The organism is Glycomyces sp. NPDC047010, from assembly GCF_040644205.1.
GTDB lineage: Bacteria > Actinomycetota > Actinomycetes > Mycobacteriales > Micromonosporaceae > Glycomyces.
This window is the reverse complement of sequence record NZ_JBEYVY010000009.1, coordinates 171,866-187,183: the sequence shown is the minus strand read 5'-3', so window position 1 is coordinate 187,183 and position 15,318 is coordinate 171,866. Positions and strand designations below refer to the sequence as shown.

Sequence of the window (15,318 nt, the reverse complement as noted above, 5' to 3'; positions counted from 1 at the left end):
AGCGCTCCTTCAGGAATGGGTTGCGGCGGCGAGGACGGAGAGTCCGCGCAGCACCGAGAGATCGGGACGGTCGGGGACGGTGAAGCGGGGCCGGTGCGAGGAGGTCCAGAGGTGCTCGCGGACGTAGGACGCGACGGGGGCCGCGACGGCGTCGCCGGCGCGCATGACGCCGCCGGAGAGGATCACGACGTCGGGGTCGTAGGCGTGGCACAGGGACACGGCGGTGGCGCCCCAGGCGCGGATCGCGCGGTCGCGGACGGCGGCGGCCGCGGTGTCGCCGGAGGCGGCGGCCGCGAACATCTCGCGGACGTCGGTGACGGCGTCGCCGCGGGCGGCGAGGTCGCGGCGGATGGCCCAGGCCCCGGCGACGGACTCGGCGCAGCCGACGTTGCCGCAGTTGCAGAGCCCGGCGTCGAGGTCGACGGTGAGGTGGCCGCCGAGGATGCCCGCGTGGTCGTGGGCGCCGCGCAGGAGCACGCCGTCCATGATCGCGGCGGTGCCGATGCCGGTGCCGAGGGTCATGAGGACGGCGTCCCGTGCCCCGGCGGCGGAGCCGGTGGCGGTCTCGCCGACGAGCGCGGCCCTGGCGTCGTTCTCGACGACCGCGGGGAGGCCGAAGGACTCGCGGGCCCAGGCGACGAGGTCGAGCCCGTCGAGCCGCGGGTGCTTGTCGTGCGCTTTGACCATGCGGCCGGCGGCGCGGTCCACCACTCCGGGGACCGCGATGCCGACCGCCTCCGGGGAGAGCCCGTGGACGAGGTCCCGCGCGGCGGCCGCGGCCGCTTCGAGGTCCCCGTCGCCGACGGGGACGACGGCGGTGCGGACGGCGGCACCGCGGTCGACGGCGCCGAGCTTGATCTCGGAACCGCCGAAGTCGATGCAGAGCTCCATCGCCCGTGCCTCCTCGTCAGCTGAAGTCAGGGGGCCTTACGACGGCCCCGCGGTTGGTAACGTTACCAACATAGCGCGGCGATGTGCAACCCGGGCGCATGCGGCGGGTGTGGCGTCAGGGAAATTCGATCGAGACCGGGAGTTCCACGGTTCTCGGGCCGTCCTCGGCGGTGCCGTCGAGGCGGGAGAACAGCAGCGTGGCGGCCTCGCGGCCGAGCAGGCGCGCGTCGTGGTCGATCACTGTCACGGGCACGGGCATGAGCTCGGAGAGCTCGAAGTCGTCGAAGCTGACGACGGCCGGGTGGAGCGGCTCGCCGTCGCGGATGCGGCGGCCGATCTCGCGGATCGCGCCGATCGTGTTCCGGTTGTTGGCGCTGAAGACCGCCGTGGGCGGGTCGGCGACGTCGAACATGGCCTTCGCGGCGCGGGTCGCCGCGGCCACGTCCTGCTGGTCGCGAAAGACGATCTTCGGGTCGATCGGCACGCCGTGCTCCAGCATCGCCCGCTCGTAGCCGCGGTAGCGGCGCTCGCCGGTGAACACCGAGCTGCGGTTCCCCAGGAACCCGATGCGGGTGTGCCCGGCGTCCAGGAGCGACCTCGTGCCGCGGAAGGCGCCGCCCACGTCGTCCAGGAGGACCGTGTCCACGTCCAGGCCCGGGACGCGGCGGGAGGCGAGTACCAGCGGCACGTCCCCGAGTCGCTCGGGCCGCAGGTGCGCGGCGTCGCCGCTGGTGGGGACCAGGATGAGGCCGTCGACCTGGCGGCCGATGAAGTCCGAGACGAGCTGGCGCTCGCGCGCGTCGTCCTCGCCGGTGTTCCCGAGGAGGATGCGCCGCCCGTGCTCGGCCGCGACCTCCTCGACGCCCAGCGCGAAGTTGCCGTAGTAGGGGTTCGCGAGGTTGGTGATGGCGACGCCGACGAGCCCGCTCGGCTGCCCAGGGCGCAGGCTCCGGGCGTTCTCGTTGCGGTAGTAGCCGAGCTCCTTGACGGCCGCCATGACGCGCTCCTGCACGTCGGGCCGCACGTTCCGGCCCCCGGCGAGGGTGCGCGAGACGGTCATCGGACTCACTCCGGCGCGGCTCGCGACCTCTTTGATGGTCGGCTGCCGCGCCCCTCGAAACGTCGACATGCCCGCCCTTCCCACGCGTAGTGCGCCAATCCTATGCGAACCGCGCCCGGGGCGGCGGCCCCATCGAAGGGGGCTACCTCACCGCGGCCGGGACCGGCCTCGGACGGGCCCCGGAGATGCGAGTACTTTTTCCGATGGCTGTAAATACTCCGAGAGAAGGACCCGCCCATGAGCCGCTTCGCGATCGGCGAGCACGACTTCCTGCTCGACGGCGAGCCCCGCCGCGTGCTCTCGGGCGCGGTCCACTACTTCCGCGTCCACCCCGACCACTGGACGGACCGCATCCGCAAGGCCCGCCTCATGGGCCTGAACACCGTCGAGACCTACGTGCCGTGGAACCTCCACGCCGTCGAGCCCGGCTCCTGGACCGAGGAGGGCCGCCTCGACCTGCGCCGCTTCCTCGAAGCGGTCGCCGCCGAGGGCATGCACGCGATCGTGCGCCCCGGCCCCTACATCTGCGCCGAGTTCGACAACGGCGGCCTCCCCGCATGGCTGTTCGCCGACCCGGAGGTGGGCGTGCGCCGCGGCGAGCCGAAGTTCCTCGCCGCGATCGAGGAGTACCTGCGGCGCGTGTGCGCGATCGTCGCCCCGCTCCAGGTCGACGCGGGCGGGCCCGTGATCCTCATGCAGGTCGAGAACGAGTACGGCGCCTACGGCGACGACACCGCATACCTGGAGACCCTCACGGGCATGTTCCGCGCCAACGGGATCACCGTCCCGCTGACCACCGTGGACCAGCCCGAGCCGTGGATGCTCAAGCGCGGGTCGCTCCCGGGCCTGCACATGACCGCGTCCTTCGGGTCCCGCTCGGACGAGCGCCTCGACACCCTCCGCGAGCACCAGCCGACCGGCCCGCTCATGTCCTCGGAGTACTGGGACGGCTGGTTCGACTCCTGGGGCACCCACCACCACACCACGAAGGCCGCCGACGCGGCCGCCGACCTCGACGTGCTCCTGGGCCGCGGCGCCTCGGTCAACCTCTACATGTTCCACGGCGGCACCAACTTCGGGCTCACCTCCGGCGCCAACGACAAGGGCACCTACATGCCCATCACCACCTCGTACGACTACGACGCGCCCCTGGACGAGGCGGGCCGCCCCACCGCCAAGTACTGGGCGTTCCGCGAGGTCATCGGCCGCTACACCGAACTGCCCGACGAGGTCCCGGCCGAGCCCGCGCCCGCCCCGACCGGCGAGGCCCCGCTCCTCGTCGGCGCCCCGGTCCTGTCCGCGTTCGAGGCGCTCGACGCCGTCGAGTCCACTGAGGTGCCCTCGTTCGCGCAGGCCCGCCACGACGCGGCGTTCCTGCTGCACGAGAAGCGGTTCGCGGCCGACGCGGGCGTCCTCGTGATCGGCGAGGTCCGCGACCGCGTCCACGTCGTGGTCGACGGCGTCACCGTGGGCGTGCTCTCCCGGGAGCTGCACCAGCGGGCGCTGGCGGTCCCGGCGGTGCGCGAGTCGCTGCGGCTGCTGGTGGAGAACCAGGGCCGCGTCAACTACGGGCCGCGCCTCGGCGAGGACAAGGGCCTCATCGGGGGCGTGAGCCTCGGCGGGAAGCCGCTGTCGGACTGGACGACCCGCGCGATCGGCGAGGCGGACCTGCTGGCGCTCAGCGCGGGCGCGGGCGAGAGCGCCCCGGCCGTCCCGGGCCTGCGGTACGCGCGCGCCGAGTTCGATGCGGAGGACGCGTCGGACCGGTTCCTCGACACCTCGGCGCTCGGCAAGGGCATCGCCTGGATCAACGGGTTCTGCCTGGGCCGCTACTGGTCCCGCGGCCCGCAGCGGACCCTGTACGTGCCCGGCCCGGTGCTGCGGCAGGGCCGCAACGAGGCGGTGCTCCTCGAACTCGACGGCGCCCCGGAGGCGGTGCTGCGCTTCGCCGCGGCGCCGGAACTGGGCCCGCTGGAGTTCTAGCGGCCGTACCGCTCCTCCATCCAGGCGACGGCGAACGGCACGATCCCGGCCGCGTCCACGAGGACGGTCTCGGCCGAGCCGACCGTGCCGCGGGACCCGGCGCCCGTGGCGAGGTAGTCCTCCACGATGGACCCGAAGTAGTCCTCGGGCGGCCCGGTCACGACCGGGTCGCCCGTGTCGTACTCCTCGACCGTGCGCCACTCGGTGCCGTACGGGGTCGCGAACGGGTACTCGATCCTGATGCGGCGCTTGCCGGGCAGGTCCGCGAGGTGCTCGGCGTGGTGCAGGAGCGTCATCGTGTCGAGCGGCGCCCCGACCATGAGGACCCTCCCGCCCGCGGCGACGAGCCGCGCCAGCGGCGAGCCCTCGCCGTACCCGTAGTCGAGCGGGTGGTCCGCGGTGAACTCCTCCGCGCGGGCGCCGAGCGCCGCGACCGCGGCCCCGGGGTTCCCGCTGCGGCGCACGCCTTTCCGTGTCCCGACCGTGGCGGCGAGGAGCCCGATGTAGCGCGCGGAGCGCGCGGTCGCCGGGTCGTAGGGCGGCACGTGGTCGCGGTACTCGTCGAGGACCCGGCCGTCCTCGTCCCAGATCTCCAGCCCCGGTTCCCAGTCCTGGTAGGACAGAAGCGTCCCCTGCGGGCCGACGGCGTCGAGGACGGCGTCCACGAGCGCGTCGGGGCCGCCGAGGACGGTGCCCACCTTCTTGAAGGCCGCGTGGACCATCACGGTGTCGCCGTCGGCGAGCCCGAGCGTGCGGAGGTCGGCGGCGAGGCCGGTGCGGGTGTGGACCTGTGCGCTCATCCCCCGATTCTCACCGATCCGCGCCTCCGGCCGGGAGGGGTCCCGGGACGATCCGGATATTTTCCTCCAGGCGGGCCGATCGGCCCGACCCTCGCATCCACCCCGAAAGGCACACAGTGGAGTTCAAGAGGAAGCACCTGGTCCGGGCGGGAGCCGGAGTCGCCGCGGGCCTCGGCGCCGTCGCCCTCGTCTGGGGCGGCATCGCCGCCGGTGCCGAGGAGCCGTCCGACGACGGCTTCGAGGCGAAGGTCATCGGCGGCGAACCCGCCGCCGAGGGCCAGTACCCGTGGCTCGTGGCCCTCGGCCACGCCGGTGAGGGCACCCCCTTCGACCGGCAGTTCTGCGGCGGCTCGGTCATCGCCGACACCGTCGTCATCACCGCGGCCCACTGCGTCGAGGACGCCGCGGCCGAGGACCTCGCGGTCTTCTCCGGCTCGGTCGACCTGGAGTCGGACGACCTCGTGGAGACCGCGGTCGAGGACGTCCACATCGCGCACGACTACGACTCCCCCGTCGAGTCGGCCAACGACTGGGCGCTGCTGCTCCTGGACGAGCCGCTCGACGTGGACGCGATCGACCTCGCCGTCGACCCGACCGAGTACGACGCGCTGGAGACCGCCGGATGGGGCGAGACCGGCTCGGGCTACCCGACCGTCGCCCGCTGGGTGGAGGTCCCGTTCGTCGACGACGACGCCTGCGCCGACGCGTACGGCGACTCCTTCGACGCGCAGACGATGCTCTGCGCGGGCGACCTGGAGAACGGCGGCGTCGACTCCTGCCAGGGCGACTCCGGCGGCCCGATCATGGCCGACGAGGACGGCGAGCTGATCCTCGCCGGCATCGTCAGCTGGGGCGCGGGCTGCGCCGAACCGGGCAGCCCCGGCGTGTACGCCGAGGTGGCGGACTTCAACGGCGCCATCGACGACGTCCTTGAGGACTGGGACGTCGAGTAGCGACCACCGGACCCGGCCGGGGCGCCCCCGGCCGGGTCCGGCCCGCGGCCGGGGCGGATAGGGTCGGGGCGTGATCGTCTGGCTCTCCTCGTACCCGCGGTCGGGGAACACGTTCTTCCGCATTGCGCTGCAACGGCTCTACGGGGTCCCGACCTACGTCGTGTACGACGTGGACGGGGTGGCGGCGCAGATCGGGCCCGAGCTGATGGACGCGCGGGAGCGACCGGCCTCGTTCGCGGCGATGCGGGCCTCGCCGGAGGTCCACGTGGTCAAGACGCACCGCCAGCGCGGGGACGCGGTGATCGCCGCGGAGGACCGGGCGATCTGCCTGGTGCGCGACGGGCGCGACAGCACGGTGTCGTGGGCGCGGTTGAACACGAGGGACGGCGGGGACTTCGCGGCCGAGGCCCGGACGATGATCCTGCGCCGGAGCGGCGGCACGGGCGGGTGGGGGCAGAACGTCCTGTCGTGGCGGCGGTCCGAGGCGCCAGCGCCGGTGTGGGTGCGGTTCGAGGAGCTGATCGCGGACCCGGTGGCGGTGGTGCGCGAGGCGGTCGGCGAGGCGGTCCCGGAGCTGGAGCCGGTTCCGGACGCGCAGGTCCCGTCGTTCGCGGAGCTGCAAGCGCACGACGCGTCGTTCTTCCGGGCGGGCGCCACCGGGATGCACCGGGCCGAGCTCCCGCCGGACCTGCACGAGCTGTTCTGGGCGCAGCCCGACAACGCCGCGGCCATGGCCGGGCTGGGGTACGGGCGGTAGTCCGGGGGCGCCGACGGGTCGGCGCCCCCGGTTCAGAGGTTGATCAGGGTCCGGCTGGCCCTGTCGGTGTCGTGCAGCGGCCGCAGTGCGAGGCGCACCAGGGCCACGGCGTTGTCGTCGCCCGCGATGCGGTTGGAGCTGAGCTCCCCGCAGGACAGGCACTGGTGGACGATCATCCACTCGCCGTCGGGCCGGGTGAAGACCGCGACGGCCTCCATGCGGCCCTTGCACTCCGAGGCGCGGTCGCCGGGGATGCGGCGGTCGACGTGGAGGCTGGCGAGGCACTGCGGGCAGTGGTTGCGGTGCGCGGTCCCGGGCGCGTGGAGCGAGACGTCGAGGCGGCAGCCCACGCAGCGGAAGTCGTTCGCACGGTGGCCGCCGGCCCCGTGGAGGACGTCCTTGCGGCGCTGGCCGCGGCGGTCGTCGTGGCCGCGCGGTCGGGTTCGTCGAGGCATTCCGGCCACCCCCTACAGACTGCCGAGCGCTTCGAGCGGGAACGGCGGCTGCGCGAGCGGCCGCACGGCCATGCGCATGAGGATGAGCTGGTTGTCGTCGGCGCACACCGGGTTCGACGTGAGCTCGTCGCAGCGCACGCACCGGTGGATGAGCATCCAGTCGCCGGTGCGGAGGACCGCGATGGCGATGGGGCTCATTCTGCCCTCGCACTCGCTGGGGCCGCCTTCGACGTGGTCGGAGACGTGCTGCGAGTGCAGGCAGGACGGGCAGTGGTTGCGGAGGGCGCCGTCGCTGGTCGACTTGGTGGCGGTCAGGCCGCACCAAGCGCAGGTGAACGTGTGGATCTTGAGCGTGTTGGCGGTGTTGGACACCCGGAGCTCCTTGCTGGGAAGAACTTCAATGGCAGCAAGAGCAGGCCGAGCGGCCTCGGTGGCTTAGAAGCGGAGCAGCGAGGCGCTCGGCTCGGTGGGGGTCATAGACACATTCCCTCTAGGGCGCGATGCCCGGTCGTCGGTCCGCCGACTGCGGACCCGACCACGGTATGGACCGCGGCCGGGCCCTGTCAACGCGATTTTTCAGGACGTGACGCGGAACGTGGCGTCGGCCTGCGCGGTGGCGGTGGTGATCTGATCGATCCGCAGCAGGTAGTTGTAGTGGCGGAGGTAGCGGTCCGGGAAGTTGTAGGACTGGAACGAGGCGGCGGTGGCGTCGGCGAGGCCCGCGGTGCGGCGGAAGGTCGCGTCGGCGGCGAACTGCGCGGTCCCGTCGTTCGGGGCCAGGACCAGGTCGTACGCGCTGTGCCGCAGGTAGTAGCCGGGGTAGTTCACCGACTCGAAGGAGACGGTGCCGGTCCCGGCGAGGCCGGTGACGAGGCGGAACTGGCCGTCCTGGGCCGGGGAGACCGAGGCGTCGATGCGGACGTCGAAGTCGGCGTGCCGCACGTACCTGGTCGGGAAGTTGTAGGACTGGAGCCGGTTGTAGGCGCCGACGGTCTCGCCGGAGGGCACGGGCAGCACGGTGCTCACCGAGACGGGGGTGCCGAGGTTCGGCGTCCCATCGGCGTTCCAGGAGAACTCCTGGATGCGGGTGGTGCGGGTGCCGCCGCAGCCTTGGGACGCGGAGGTGTTGGCGTGGTAGACGATCCAGTTCTCCGTGCCGTCGGGCGAGGTGAAGAACCCGTTGTGGCCGGGCCCGTAGACGCCGTTGGCGTCGCTGCGCTGGAACACGGGCTGGGACTTCTTGGTCCAGGCCGTAGTACTGAGCGGGTTGGTGCCGGTGAGTTCGAGGAGGCCCAGTTTGTAGTCGGGGCCCTGGCAGGCGCTCGCGGAGTAGACGACGAACGTGCGGCCGTTGCGCTGCAACGCGACCGGGCCCTCGTTCATCGGCGTCCCCTGCACCTCCCAGCTCAGTTGGGGCGTCGAGATCACCGTCCTCTGTGCGGAGAGCGTCCAGGGGCTGGTCATGGCCGCGATGTAGATGCTCGGGTCGTTGCCGGTCCACTGGCCGGGGACGCCGGACCACAGGAAGTACCGCTGGGAGCCGATGGTGACGACGCTGCCGTCGATCCCCCACCAGTTCTGGGCGCCGAAGATCATTCCTTTGTAGGTGTAGGGCCCCATGGGGTCGGTGCCGGCGCTCTCGGCGACGTGGACGCGCTGGTCCTCGATGCCCCCGGCGCCCGCGGAGTAGTAGATGTACCAGCGGGGCCCGTTGGGGCCGTCGATGAGGTGGAACTCGGGGGCCCACACGTTCTTGTCGCGCCCGGCCGGGAAGTCGTTGTAGACCGGCACGGCGGCGGCGTGCTTGAGGCCCTCGATCGTGGCGGCCCGGCGCATGGTGATCGGGCCGTTCCACGGGGTCGTCATGAGGTAGTAGTTGCCCTGGTAGTAGGTCATCCAGGGGTCGGGTCCGGAGCTGTTGAGCGGGTTGGTGAAGGTCGCGGTCTGGGCCTGCGCGGCGGGGACGGCGACGGTGAGGGAGGCGAGGAGGGCGAGCAGGGTGAGGAGGAGCGCCGGGAGGCGCCGCGCGCGGGTCATGGCGGGCCTCCTAGTAGGTCACTTGGAAGGTGGCGTCCTGGCGGTCGGCGGCGGCGGAGCCCGAGGAGAGCGGGTCGATGCGCAGCACGTACCCGGAGTGGCGCAGGTACCGGTCGGGGAAGTTGTGGGACCGGAACGAGGCCCACGTCGAGTCGGCGAGCCCGGCGGTGCGGTGGAAGGTGGCGTCCTGGTTGAACAAGGCGGTGCCGTCGCTCGCGGCGAGCTGGATCGCGTAGTTGACGTGGCGGAGGTAGCGGCCGGGGAAGTTCACCGACTCGAAGGAGACGCCCGCGGCGTCGGCGAGGCCGGGGACGAGGCGCCACTGCTGGTCGGCGGGCGGCTCCATCGGGAACGGGTCGATGCGCCCGACGTTGCTCGCGTGGCGCACGTAGCGGTCGGGGAAGTTGTAGGACTTGAGGCGGTTCCAGTTCGGTGCGCCCCAGCGGGTCAGGAGGGCGGTGCGCTCGGCGGCGGTGATCGGGACGATCCCGGCGTGCTTGGAGCTCATGGGGGCCGTGAAGGTGCGCTGGTTGATCGCGGTCCAGGCGTTCCCGGCGATGTTCGCGGACTGCCAGGCGTAGAACACGGCGTTGGCGGGCGAGAAGGAGTCGCCCCACAGCCAGAAGGTGCTCCCGGTGTTGGCGGCCACCAGGATCGGGGCCTCGATGGCGGAGCCCTGGCGGAGTCCGCCGGTGAGGGTCGTGTACGAGTTCGGTGCGCCCGTGGTGGACCGGGAGACGTAGAGGTTGCCGTTGGCGAGGTTCTTGTACGCGAGGTAGAACGCGCCGCCGTGGCGCAGGACGTCGCCGTCGAGGACGTTGAAGCCGGGGTCGAAGTAGACCTGCGCGGCGCCCATGTTCACGAAGTCGGTGGTGTAGTTAACCATGAAGACGTCGCGGGTGCCGTTGTTCGCGGAGTAGACGACGCCGTACTGGCCGCGCGCGGGGTCCCAGAACGCGGTGGGCGCCCACGAGTGGGTGGCGAGGTCGTGGAGCTTGACGCGCCGGTAGCCGGTGAAGCTGCGCAGGTCCGCGGAGTCCCACACGTGGATGTACTGGTTGTTGAGGTTGAACACGCGGCCTTTGAGGTCGGTGGCGAGGACGGTGAAGGTGCCGTCCTGCTTGCGGAGGATGAACGGGTCGCGCAGGCCCTGCATCCCGGCGGTGGGGACGGCGACGGGCTGGTTCTGGTTGAGCGGCGTCCAGTTGAGGCCGTCGGTGCTGACGGCGAGGTGGAGGGCGTAGGAGTCGTCGGTCGAGTTCGGCGACTCCTTGAAGTAGGCCATCGCGTAGGCGCCGTAGGTCTGCGCGTGCGCCGCCGAGGCGGGGAGCGCGGCGGTGACGGCTGCTGCGAGTCCTGCGGTGAGGACGGTCCGGCGAGCGGTCATGTGAGGGTCCCTTCCGAGACGTGAGGAGTGGGGGTCCGCGCCCGGGGTTGCACGAGATCCCCTGTGAGCGATCACATCGCACTCGTATGGTACCGGTAACAAATTGAGGGAGTCAAGTCCGTCGATATATTCGACGTCCTTGACTCCCCCTCGCCGGCGGTGGGGCCGGCGGCTTTGCTACTTAACCTTCGCGGATGCGGTCCCGGATCCAGGCGCCCGCCTCCTTGAGGTTCCCCGAGTCCCCGGTGAAGGGGCCGCCGGGGCAGGTGCCGGGCTCGAACGCGGCGCCGGAGCGCTCGTCGTCGGAGTAGTTCCAGTTGACCCAGCTGATCCCCTTGTCCGCCATGAGGTCCAGGTAGCGCTGGGTCATGGCGAAGTCGTTCGGGCCGTCCCCGGTGTACTCCTGGGTGCCGAACTCGGTGACGAACACCGGGATCTCGTCGGCCGCGCCCGCGAGCCCGTCGAGGTAGTAGTCGTCGTGCGAGGCCGCGTAGAAGTGGAACGTGTACATGACGTTCTCGGCGTCCACCTGGTCGTCGATGACGTCCTGCGGGCCGCCGTCGCCCGAGAGTCCCAGGGAGGACCAGTCGGGGGTGCCGAGGAGGATCACGGCGTCGTCGTCGTACTGGCGGATCACCGGGACGATCGACTCGTGGTAGGACTTGATCTCGGACCACGCGACCCCGTTGGGCTCGTTGGCGACCTCGTAGAAGATGTTGTCCTGGTCGCCGTGCTCCTGCGCGATCTCGGCGAAGAACGTCTCGGCGCGCTCCAGGTTGTAGTTCGGGTCGCCGGGGTCGAGCATGTGCCAGTCGACGATGACGTACTGCCCGCGGGCGGTGACCTCGTCGATCAGCTCGTGCATGCGGGCGGTGAAGCCCTCGGGGTCGGTCTCGTACCCGTCCTCCTGGATGTACATGGAGAGGCGCACGATGTCGGCCTCCCAGTCGTACGCGAGCGCGTCCAGGGACGCGTCGTTGAGGCACTGCGAGTACCACTGGAGGCCGTGGGTGCTCATGCCGCGCAGCTGGACCGGGTTCCCGGACGCGTCGCAGAGGGTCGTGCCGCACACGGACAGCTGCCCGTGCTCGGCGGCCGGTCCGGCGACCGCCTCGGTGCCTTCGACCGCGTCAGTGCCGGGGTCGGCGGACCCGTCGTGGTCGTCGCCGAGGGCCGCGCTGACGCCAAGCGGGGTGATGACCGCGACGGCGGCGAGGGCCGCGAGCAGGCCGAGCAGCCGTTTGCGGCGGGGTGGGAGCGCCATGGACTCCTCCTCAATAGTTAGGCAGTATTACTATCTATTGATCACCTTACGAGGGCCGCGAATTCGAGTCAATAGATTGACTTCGACCAATATTGTCGGATTCGCGGCCCCGGTTCGCTTCGCCCCGGTTCAGGCCGACCGGTGGAGCTTCGGCACGTCCGCCAGGAGCGACCGCGTGTACGCGTGCTCGGGCTCGGCCACGATCCGCTCGGCCGGGCCCGACTCCACGATACGGCCGCGGTGCATCACCGCGATCCGGTCCGCGAGGTAGTACGCCTGCCCCAGGTCGTGGGTCACGAACAGCACCGTCATCCCCCGCTCGTCCCGCAGGTCGGCGAGGAGGTTGAGCACCGTGACGCGCACCGATGCGTCCAGCATGGACGTCGCCTCGTCGGCGATGAGCAGCCGCGGCTGGAGCATCAGCGCCCGCGCCAGCATGACGCGCTGGCGCTGGCCGCCCGAGAGCTCGTGCGGGCGCTTCGCGAGCGTCTCCGCGGCGTCGAGGCCCACGGAGGCGAGGGACGCCTCCATGAGGGCGCGCCCGTCGGTGCCGGGGGGCAGGAGCTGCAACGCGGTCGCGAGCGTCGCCTCCACGCGCCGGTACTGGTGGAACGCCGCGAACGGGTCCTGGAACACCGCCTGCACCTCGCGCCAGTAGTCGCGGCGGTCGGCGCCGCGCACCTCGGTCACGTCCCGGCCGTCGAAGCGGATGCGGCCCGCGCTGGGGTCCATGAGCCGCAGCAGGAGCCGCCCGAGCGTGCTCTTCCCGGACCCGCTCTGGCCCACCAGGGCCGTGACCTCGCCGCGGGCGAGCGTCAGGTCCACGCCGTCGACGGCCCGCACCTCGTCCTTGCCGCGCCCGAAGACCTTCACCAGGCCCTCGGTGCGCAGCAGCTCCTCATCGGGCATGTGCCGCCTCCTCCGTGTCGACGCTGCGCCAGCAGGAGTCGTCCCGCGGCCCGGTCACCAGCCGCGGCGGGCGTTCCACCGCGCACTTGTCCATCGCGTGCTCGCAGCGGGGCTCGAACGGGCACCCCGCGATCGGGGCCCGCAGGTCCGGCGGCGAACCGGGGATGCCCGCGAGGCGCCGGCCCCGCGTCCCCGGCTCGGGCACCAGCACCGACGCGAGCAGCGCCTGCGAGTACGGGTGGCGCGGGGACCCGACGAGGTCCCGCGCGGGGGCCTCCTCGACCACGCGGCCCGCGTACATGACCGCGATCCGGTCGGCCAGCTCCGACAGGAGCGCCACGTCGTGGGTGATGAACACGATGCCCTCGACCAGGCCGTCGGACACCAGGCGGCGCAGCAGGTCCACCAGGAGCCGCTGCGAGGACACGTCGAGCGCCGAGGACGGCTCGTCGGCGACCAGGAGCCGCGGGTTCCGCAGCGTCGCCAGCGCGGTGACGACGCGCTGGCGCATCCCGCCGGAGAGCTGGTGCGGGTAGGCGCGCAGCACGCGGGGCGGCAGTTCGAGGGCTTCGAGGCGGGCGGCGGTGCGCCGCAGGGATTCCGCGCGTTTGATGCGCTTGTCCCCCGCGGCGAGGATGTCGTGGGCCATGGCGCCGACGCGGCGGGTCGGGTTGAGGGCGTTGAGGGCGCCTTGCGGGAGGAGGGCGACGGTGCCGCCGCGCAGGGGCCTGTGGGAGGCGGGGTCGGTGAGGTCGACGTCCTTCCCGCCGATGGCGAGGGTGCCGGAGGTGACGCGCAGGGACGGGCCGGGGTTGAGGGAGAGCACGGAGGCCATCGTGGACTTGCCGCACCCGGATTCGCCGACGACGCCGAGGATCTGGCCGCTCTGGACGTCGAGGCCGACGTCGTCGAGGGCGTGGAACTTCGCGTCCCCGGCGGCGTAGTGGGCGGTCAGGCCGGTGAGTCTGGCGAGGGTCATCGGGCCGCCTTTCCGTCCCGCAGCCGCGGGTTGAAGACCGTGTCGAGGCTCGACTGGACGAGCAGGAGGGAGAAGGTGATCGCGGTGATGAACACGGTGGGGGTGAGGAAGACCCACCACTGGCCGCCGCGGATGGACTCCCAGGCGATGGCCCAGTGGAGCATGACGCCGAGGGAGGCGGTGCCGGCGGGGCCGAGGCCGAGGAGGCTCAGGGCCGCTTCGGCGAGGATCGCGCCGTAGAGCTGGATGACGAAGGCCATGACGATGTAGGACATCATGTACGGCAGGAGTTCGACGGCGATGATCCGCCAGGTGCGGGAGCCGGAGAGGCGGGCGATGTCGACGTGCTCGCGCTGCCTGAGGCTGGCGATCTGGGAGCGGACGGCGCGGGCGGTCCAGGGCCAGGAGACCGCGCCGATGCAGACGCCCATGACGGTGACCGAGCGGGTGTCGAGGCTGATGGAGAGCAGCAGGAGCACGATGATCGCGGGGACGGTGATCATGATGTTGGTGAGCCCCATGAGGATCTCGTCGACGAGGCCGCCGCGGTAGCCCGCGAGGGTGCCGATGAGGACGCCGAGGACGGTTCCGGCGATCCCCGCGAGGAGTCCGATGTAGAGGGACGTGCGGATGCCGTGGACGAGCTGGATGCCCACGGACCGGCCGAGGTGGTCGGTGCCGAGGAGGAAGTCGGCGCCGGGCGGCTGGAACGAGGGGCCGAGGAGGTCGCCGGGCGCGGCCGGGGCGACGAGGGGTCCGATGACCCCGGCGGCGCCGATGAGGAGGAACACCGCGGCGGCGGCGTGGAAGCGCGGCGGGAGTGTCTTGAGCGCCTTCACCGTTCGCCCCTTTCAGCGGCGCGGATGCGCGGGTCGATGAGGCCGTAGAGGACGTCGACGAGGAAGTTCGCGACGAGCACGACGATGAGGACGAGGAGGGTCACGGCCTGGATGACGGGGTAGTCCTTGTTGAGGATCGCCTCGTACAGGAGCGTCCCGATGCCCGGGTAGGAGAAGACGATCTCGGTGAGGAGCGCGCCGCCGACGAGGGTGCCGATGGCGAGCGCGAGGCCGGTGATCTGCGGGAGCATGCCGTTGCGGAAGATGTAGCCGATGATCTTGCGGTCGGCGAGGCCGAAGCTCTCGGCGAACCGCACGTAGTCGGCGTCCACTTCGTACACGGCCATGGAGCGCATGCCGATGGCCTGCCCGCCGATGAACACCAGCAGGAGGGACAGGAACGGCAGGAACCAGTGCGAGACCGCGTCCACGGCGAACAGGCCGGTCCACTCGGGCTGGAGGCCGAAGGACCAGCCGCCGCCGGTGGGGAACAGTGGGAGCGCCACGGCGAGGCCGTAGAGGAGCAGCACCGCGAGGCAGTAGTAGGGCGCGGCGGTGAGGAACAGGCTGGAGAGGTAGACGCTCTTGTCGAAGCCGCCGCGGCGGTAGGCGGCGACGGCGCCGACGAGGTTCCCGATGAGCCAGCCGAGGAGGACGGCGGGGAGCTGGAGCGCGATGGTCCAGGGCAGGGCGTCGGCGACCATCGAGGCGACGTCGGCCGGGTAGCGGCTGAAGGACGTCCCGAAGTCCCCTTGGAGGGTCTTCCCGATGTACGTGAGGAATTGGGTCCACAGGTTCTGGTCGAGGCCGAACTCGGCGATGTACGTCTCGTAGACGCGCTGCTTGGTCTCCGAGGACGCGTGGCCGCGGAGGGCCTGGCCGATGAGCGTGTCGACGGGGTTGCCGGGGAGCAGGCGCGGCAGGAAGAAGTTGAGCGCCAGCGCCGCGGCGAAGGCCGCGGCGTACCAGCCCAGCTTGGTGAGGATGTGGCGGAGGAGGGTCAT

15 protein-coding genes are annotated in these 15,318 nt (G+C 71.7%); 3 read left to right on the top strand and 12 right to left on the bottom strand.

The window, feature by feature from the left end:
* Positions 1 to 9: 9 nt before the first annotated feature.
* Both AB0A65_RS19235 and AB0A65_RS19230 read right to left on the bottom strand, forming a co-directional pair.
* Positions 10 to 891, bottom strand: coding sequence for an ROK family protein (locus tag AB0A65_RS19235; protein WP_359952896.1), 882 nt, complete (start codon positions 889 to 891; stop codon positions 10 to 12).
* 115 nt (positions 892 to 1,006) lie between these two features.
* The gene (locus AB0A65_RS19230; protein WP_359952894.1) at positions 1,007 to 2,020 is read right to left on the bottom strand and encodes a LacI family DNA-binding transcriptional regulator; all 1,014 of its coding nucleotides are present in this window, start codon (positions 2,018 to 2,020) and stop codon (positions 1,007 to 1,009) included.
* Between the two features lie 168 nt (positions 2,021 to 2,188).
* Between AB0A65_RS19230 and AB0A65_RS19225 the strand changes: the two genes are divergently transcribed.
* Positions 2,189 to 3,934: a beta-galactosidase family protein gene (locus AB0A65_RS19225; RefSeq protein ID WP_359952893.1), complete on the top strand. Its 1,746-nt coding sequence runs from the start codon at positions 2,189 to 2,191 to the stop codon at positions 3,932 to 3,934.
* Here AB0A65_RS19225 and aac(3) read toward each other — a convergent pair.
* Positions 3,931 to 4,734 carry an aminoglycoside 3-N-acetyltransferase gene (gene aac(3), locus AB0A65_RS19220; RefSeq protein WP_359952892.1) on the bottom strand — a complete coding sequence of 268 codons (804 nt, stop codon included), beginning with the start codon at positions 4,732 to 4,734 and terminating at the stop codon, positions 3,931 to 3,933. The two genes, AB0A65_RS19225 and aac(3), sit on opposite strands and share 4 nt — an antisense overlap.
* A 116-nt stretch (positions 4,735 to 4,850) precedes the next feature.
* Between aac(3) and AB0A65_RS19215 the strand changes: the two genes are divergently transcribed.
* Positions 4,851 to 5,687: a serine protease gene (locus AB0A65_RS19215; protein WP_359952890.1), complete on the top strand. Its 837-nt coding sequence runs from the start codon at positions 4,851 to 4,853 to the stop codon at positions 5,685 to 5,687.
* A gap of 70 nt (positions 5,688 to 5,757) precedes the next feature.
* Positions 5,758 to 6,444 (top strand): sulfotransferase domain-containing protein, encoded by a 687-nt coding sequence (locus tag AB0A65_RS19210; RefSeq protein WP_359952888.1) that lies wholly within the window; start codon positions 5,758 to 5,760, stop codon positions 6,442 to 6,444.
* Between the two features lie 32 nt (positions 6,445 to 6,476).
* On the opposite strand, the gene AB0A65_RS19205 is transcribed toward AB0A65_RS19210, so the two are convergent.
* From AB0A65_RS19205 to AB0A65_RS19165, 9 genes are all read right to left on the bottom strand, one after another.
* Positions 6,477 to 6,899: an RNHCP domain-containing protein gene (locus AB0A65_RS19205; protein ID WP_359952886.1), complete on the bottom strand. Its 423-nt coding sequence runs from the start codon at positions 6,897 to 6,899 to the stop codon at positions 6,477 to 6,479.
* Positions 6,900 to 6,911: 12 nt separating this feature from the next.
* On the bottom strand, positions 6,912 to 7,271 hold the full coding sequence (locus AB0A65_RS19200) for an RNHCP domain-containing protein (protein WP_359952885.1): 360 nt from the start codon (positions 7,269 to 7,271) through the stop codon (positions 6,912 to 6,914).
* Positions 7,272 to 7,475: 204 nt separating this feature from the next.
* Positions 7,476 to 8,936 carry a family 43 glycosylhydrolase gene (locus AB0A65_RS19195; RefSeq protein WP_359952883.1) on the bottom strand — a complete coding sequence of 487 codons (1,461 nt, stop codon included), beginning with the start codon at positions 8,934 to 8,936 and terminating at the stop codon, positions 7,476 to 7,478.
* Positions 8,937 to 8,946: 10 nt separating this feature from the next.
* Positions 8,947 to 10,323 (bottom strand): glycoside hydrolase family 43 protein, encoded by a 1,377-nt coding sequence (locus AB0A65_RS19190; protein WP_359952881.1) that lies wholly within the window; start codon positions 10,321 to 10,323, stop codon positions 8,947 to 8,949.
* 181 nt (positions 10,324 to 10,504) lie between these two features.
* Complete coding sequence (locus AB0A65_RS19185) at positions 10,505 to 11,587, bottom strand: glycoside hydrolase family 5 protein (protein WP_359952880.1); 1,083 nt, start codon at positions 11,585 to 11,587, stop codon at positions 10,505 to 10,507.
* 129 nt (positions 11,588 to 11,716) lie between these two features.
* Positions 11,717 to 12,496: an ABC transporter ATP-binding protein gene (locus AB0A65_RS19180; protein ID WP_359952878.1), complete on the bottom strand. Its 780-nt coding sequence runs from the start codon at positions 12,494 to 12,496 to the stop codon at positions 11,717 to 11,719.
* A complete protein-coding gene (locus AB0A65_RS19175) occupies positions 12,486 to 13,475 on the bottom strand; it encodes an ABC transporter ATP-binding protein (protein ID WP_359952876.1) in 990 nt (329 codons plus the stop codon). Before AB0A65_RS19175 ends, AB0A65_RS19180 begins: the two co-directional genes overlap by 11 nt.
* Positions 13,472 to 14,314 carry an ABC transporter permease gene (locus tag AB0A65_RS19170; RefSeq protein ID WP_359952874.1) on the bottom strand — a complete coding sequence of 281 codons (843 nt, stop codon included), beginning with the start codon at positions 14,312 to 14,314 and terminating at the stop codon, positions 13,472 to 13,474. The genes AB0A65_RS19175 and AB0A65_RS19170 overlap by 4 nt, the downstream gene beginning before the upstream one ends.
* Complete coding sequence (locus AB0A65_RS19165; protein WP_359952872.1) at positions 14,311 to 15,318, bottom strand: ABC transporter permease; 1,008 nt, start codon at positions 15,316 to 15,318, stop codon at positions 14,311 to 14,313. The genes AB0A65_RS19170 and AB0A65_RS19165 overlap by 4 nt, the downstream gene beginning before the upstream one ends.

Coding starts and splice junctions, on each gene's coding strand:
- AB0A65_RS19180 (WP_359952878.1), bottom strand. CDS start 12,496: ATGCCCGATGAGGAGCTGCTGCGCACCGAGGGCCTGGTGAAGGTCTTC.
- AB0A65_RS19235 (WP_359952896.1), bottom strand. CDS start 891: ATGGAGCTCTGCATCGACTTCGGCGGTTCCGAGATCAAGCTCGGCGCC.
- AB0A65_RS19205 (WP_359952886.1), bottom strand. CDS start 6,899: ATGCCTCGACGAACCCGACCGCGCGGCCACGACGACCGCCGCGGCCAG.
- AB0A65_RS19230 (WP_359952894.1), bottom strand. CDS start 2,020: ATGTCGACGTTTCGAGGGGCGCGGCAGCCGACCATCAAAGAGGTCGCG.
- AB0A65_RS19225 (WP_359952893.1), top strand. CDS start 2,189: ATGAGCCGCTTCGCGATCGGCGAGCACGACTTCCTGCTCGACGGCGAG.
- AB0A65_RS19195 (WP_359952883.1), bottom strand. CDS start 8,936: ATGACCCGCGCGCGGCGCCTCCCGGCGCTCCTCCTCACCCTGCTCGCC.
- AB0A65_RS19190 (WP_359952881.1), bottom strand. CDS start 10,323: ATGACCGCTCGCCGGACCGTCCTCACCGCAGGACTCGCAGCAGCCGTC.
- AB0A65_RS19185 (WP_359952880.1), bottom strand. CDS start 11,587: ATGGCGCTCCCACCCCGCCGCAAACGGCTGCTCGGCCTGCTCGCGGCC.
- AB0A65_RS19175 (WP_359952876.1), bottom strand. CDS start 13,475: ATGACCCTCGCCAGACTCACCGGCCTGACCGCCCACTACGCCGCCGGG.
- AB0A65_RS19165 (WP_359952872.1), bottom strand. CDS start 15,318: ATGACCCTCCTCCGCCACATCCTCACCAAGCTGGGCTGGTACGCCGCG.